This is a genomic window from Bifidobacterium sp. (genome assembly GCF_050874245.1).
Classification (GTDB): Bacteria; Actinomycetota; Actinomycetes; order Actinomycetales; family Bifidobacteriaceae; genus Bifidobacterium.
Map to the genome: position 1 here is coordinate 1 of NZ_JBNMKH010000114.1, position 4248 is coordinate 4248.

The 4248-nt window shown below is 59.6% G+C and carries 4 protein-coding genes and 1 pseudogene; 1 reads left to right on the top strand and 4 read right to left on the bottom strand.

Annotated elements, in window-relative coordinates; translation table 11 throughout:
* Positions 1–280, bottom strand: a pseudogene (locus tag ACR0P8_RS08805) (aldose 1-epimerase family protein); the annotation flags it as partial.
* Positions 281–465: 185 nt separating this feature from the next.
* Here ACR0P8_RS08805 and ACR0P8_RS08810 point away from each other — a divergent pair.
* Positions 466–1470: a 4-hydroxy-3-methylbut-2-enyl diphosphate reductase gene (locus tag ACR0P8_RS08810; protein WP_432624711.1), complete on the top strand. Its 1005-nt coding sequence runs from the start codon at positions 466–468 to the stop codon at positions 1468–1470.
* A gap of 91 nt (positions 1471–1561) precedes the next feature.
* Here ACR0P8_RS08810 and ybaK read toward each other — a convergent pair whose 3' ends face one another.
* From ybaK to ACR0P8_RS08825, 3 genes are all read right to left on the bottom strand, one after another.
* On the bottom strand, positions 1562–2068 hold the full coding sequence (ybaK, locus tag ACR0P8_RS08815) for a Cys-tRNA(Pro) deacylase (protein WP_432624712.1): 507 nt from the start codon (positions 2066–2068) through the stop codon (positions 1562–1564).
* Between the two features lie 162 nt (positions 2069–2230).
* Complete coding sequence (gene gap, locus ACR0P8_RS08820; RefSeq protein WP_432624713.1) at positions 2231–3286, bottom strand: type I glyceraldehyde-3-phosphate dehydrogenase; 1056 nt, start codon at positions 3284–3286, stop codon at positions 2231–2233.
* Between the two features lie 150 nt (positions 3287–3436).
* A complete protein-coding gene (locus ACR0P8_RS08825) occupies positions 3437–4204 on the bottom strand; it encodes a thiamine diphosphokinase (protein ID WP_432624714.1) in 768 nt (255 codons plus the stop codon).
* Between the last annotated feature and the right edge of the window lie 44 nt (positions 4205–4248).

Here is a 4248-nt window from a genome sequence, read left to right on the forward strand (position 1 = left end):
CGTGAATGGCGTTGTTGCGCTCATGCTCGTCGATGGGCAGCGTATAGGTCTTGCCCTCGAATGTGTATTCGCCGGCTTCGATACGGTTCGGGAACGGAACAAGGATCTGGCCATGGCAGCAGGACACGACGTCATCCGGACCGAGGGAGACGATCAGGTCTTCGCCACGATACGTCAGTTTGCGCAAGGTGGCGCCAAGCTCGGTGATGATAGCTCGGTAATCGCCGTGCGAGATGGAAAATTGCTGTCCGGTGCGTGGAGGCAAGGTTGTGCAGGTCATGAATCACTCCATAGTGTCGTTGATGATATGTCGATACCATGTTACCGCTAACGCTCGGGACTTGGGTATCCGCCGCACACGATTCGCTTTTGTTCGGGTCTTCCGATTTCCGTCGTTTTGGCGGACGGCATGTCCTAGTATTGATGGTTGTCATTTCGATTGGCATATGGTGAAAGGCGGCTGGTATGGGCAAGCGCATCGTTTTGGCGGATCCTCGTGGATTCTGCGCGGGTGTGGACAGGGCGATCCTCACGGTGCGGACGATTCTCAAATCCGCGGATACGCCGCGTGCGGACGGACTGCCGCCGGTGTATGTGCGCCGTCAGATCGTGCACAACAGGCATGTCGTCGAGGATCTGGCCGCGCAGGGCGCGGTGTTCGTGCAGGAGCTGTCGGAGGTTCCCGATGCCGCGGCGTCAGCCGGCATTCCCATCGTGTTCTCCGCGCATGGGGTTTCTCCTGCGGTGAAGGCCGAGGCCGCGTCGCGCGGCATGCATGTGGTCGATGCCACATGCCCGTTGGTGAGTAAGGTGCATCGCGAGGTGCTGCGCTTCGTCAAGGAAGGCTACGAGATCATTTACATCGGGCATAAGGGGCATGACGAAGCCGTCGGCGTGGTGGGGGAGTCGCCGGAGCATGTGCATCTGATCGAACATGCCGACGATGTCGATTCGTTGGATTTCCAGCCGGAAACCAAATTGGTGCTGCTTACGCAGACCACGCTGAGCGTCGATGAGACCGCCGATACGATCGCCGCGTTGAAGGCGCGTTTCCCGTGGCTGCGGATGCCGCCGAATTCCGACATCTGCTACGCCACGTCGAATCGTCAGTCGGCTGTCAAGCTCGTCGCCGAGCAATCCGATTGCGTGGTCATCGTCGGATCAGCGAATTCGTCGAATTCCGTACGGTTGGTGGAAGTCGCCCAGGAGGGGCTCAAGACACGGTTCCCGGCGGGAACCGCTGTCGGGGCCGCCGGTCTCGCCCATCGTGTGGATGACGCCTCGGAACTTGATCCCGCATGGTTCGAGGGTGTCGAATCCGTGGGCATCTCCTCAGGTGCCTCCGTGCCGGACGAGCTGGTCTCCGGCGTCATTTCCGCGCTCAATGCAATGGGCTACCGCGATGTGAGCACCATCGAAACCATCAAGGAGAACATGCATTTCGTGCTGCCGGCTGAACTGCGCAAATGACCGGTATATGACGAAACGGCTGAACGGACGCGCATCCGCATCCGTCCAGCCGTTCCCGAAAACGGCAGATCGTTCTGACTATCACATTCCGTCACCAAGTGCCGATAGGTGCGGCGGTCGCGTCAAGCACCTTCAGCAAATCATTGGGGTCGATGCCGATCGAAAAGCCGCGCTTGCCTCCTGACAGCAGAATCTCGTCATACTGCAATGCGCTTTCATCGAGGACCGTCTTGTGATGCGTGCGTTGTCCAAGCGGTGAGATGCCGCCGACGACATAGCCTGATTCGCGCATGGCGACCTTCGGGTCGGCCATCGTCGCCTTCTTCGCGCCGACAGCCGCCGCCAGCGCCTTCAGATCCATATGACCGCTGACCGGCACCACGCCGACCACGCGTTCGGAGCCGGTGTCCGCCATCAGCGTCTTGAACACCTGATGCTCGTCGAAACCGAGCTTGGTGGCGGCCTCCACTCCGTAACCGTCATCCATGTGGTCGTTCGAATGCGCGTACTCGTAGGTTTTGAATGGAATGCCGGCCTTTTCCAACTGCACTGTCGCCGGTGTGGATCCGGCGCCCTTCTCGTGTTTTTTCTTTGCCATGCCGCCCATGATAGGCCTGCGCATGACCGTTTCCGGTGGTTTTGGCCATACGGGAGACAAAAGTGATGGAGAATGGCATGAAAAAAGGCTTTCCACACGAGTTGGAAAGCCTTTTATCAGTTGAGGTTCAGAGTCGAACCGCGCGGTTTATTCCGCGATGGCTCACTCGGAGATCTCGGCGAAGTACAGCAGGGTGCGCACCATGTTGCAGGTGAAGCCGTACTCGTTGTCGTACCAGGAGACGGTGCGAGCCATGGTCACGCCGTCAACGGTGTTGACATCGGTCTGGGTCGGATCGAACACGCCACCGTGGGTGTCGCCGATGATGTCGGAGGACACGATGCCGTCCTCGTTGTAGCCATAGAAGTCGGTGGAGGAGAACGCTTCCTTGAAGGCGGCGTTGATCTCATCGGCGGTGACTTCCTTGTTCAGGACGGTGGTCAGCTCGGTGACGGATCCATCCGGAACCTGGATACGCTGGGCATGGCCCTGCAGCTTGCCGTTCACGGACGGAACGACCTTGCCGATGGCCTTGGCGGCGCCGGTGGAATGAGGAATGGTGTTGATGGCGGCGGCGCGGTTGTTGCGAGCCTTCGGGAAGCGCGGGCCGTCGAGGATCATCTGGGTGCCGGTGTAGGCGTGGATGGTGGTCATGAAGCCAGCCTTGATGCCCCACTTCTCATCCAGCAGCTTGACCATGGCGGCCATGGAGTTGGTGGTGCAGGAGCCGGCGGACACGATCACGTCGGACGGCTTCAGGATCTCGTGGTTCACACCGAACACGACGGTCGGGGTGGTCTCGTCCTTGGCCGGGGCGGAGATCAGGACCTTCTTGGCGCCGGCGTTGATGTGGGCCTGGGACTTCTCGGCGGAGGTGTAGAAGCCGGTGCACTCGAGCACGAACTCGACACCGTCGTTCTTGACCCACGGGATGTTGTTGGCGTCCTTCTCGGCGTAGACCTTGTATTCCTTGCCGTCGACCACGATGGAGTCATCGGTGGAGGTGACCTCGACCGGGGTGCCATCGTCATGACGGAAGGTGCCATGGGTGCTGTCGTACTTCAGCAGGTAGGCCAGCATGGACGGGGTGGTCAGATCGTTGATTGCAGCGACCTCGATGTCACCAGCCTGGCCGCCACGGGCCTGAAGCTCGAAGATGCGGCGGAAAGCCAGACGACCGATACGACCAAAGCCGTTAATACCAATCTTAACTGTCATGTAATTCTCCCTTTAGGGTAGGCCACGCGTGTGCCAAGGCACACAGAAGCCATTGTTTACCAACATGGTCCACTGTAGTGCGTCACCTGTACTTAGGGCAACGTTTCCGACGCGTGTCCCGGAAAAAGGAACGCGATTTTCAGTGAGCGCTCACATTTTTGCTTTCTTGCTTGATTGCCGGTCGGCCGATTGGGCCAGCGCGGAGGAGACGGCCGTGTCGATCGCCCCCAGATCACCGGTGAAACCGTGCGACCATGACACGCGCGGCAGAGGAGCCTCGATCGGGAATGTGACGACAAGCGTGCCATGTTTCACTTCGATGCGTGATGGCTTGCCTTCAAGGAATTCGTTGCTCAGGCCATTGACGCGCACGCTGGACATCGAGGCGTGGTCGAGCTCGTATTTCAGCCCCGTCTCGCTTACTCCGGTCGAAATATCGCTGTGGGAGAACACGGACACCATGCGTCCCGGTGCGACGTCATTCGCCGGGAAGTCGAGCGCGCCGTCGCAAACGGCGGTGACGATCATGCCGTCACCGTGCAGATAGCCGATTGCGCCATGATCGGCCAATAGCGCCACAAGCTGGATATTGGCGATTGTGTGGTCAATCCGTCCGCCCAACGCACCATATATATGGAACGTGCGCGCGCCATGCCGCCATCCGATCTTCATCGCGGACAGCAGATCGGGATCATCCTTCTCCGTCGGCAACGCGATGGTACGGTCGTCATGCGTCGGACGCGTGCCGGCGATCGAATCGAAATCGCCCACCAGAAAATCGACGTCGATGCCGAAGGCCTGGGCGTGGTCGTAACCGCCATCCGCGGCGATGACGAAGGCTCCGGACGGAACGGCGGGGGCCTCGTCGTAATAATCGCCTGCGCCGAAAATCACACATGTCTTGGAATTCGTGCTCATGCGAAGATAGTGTACGTGCTCGTCCATACGCTTTTCCGGCATAG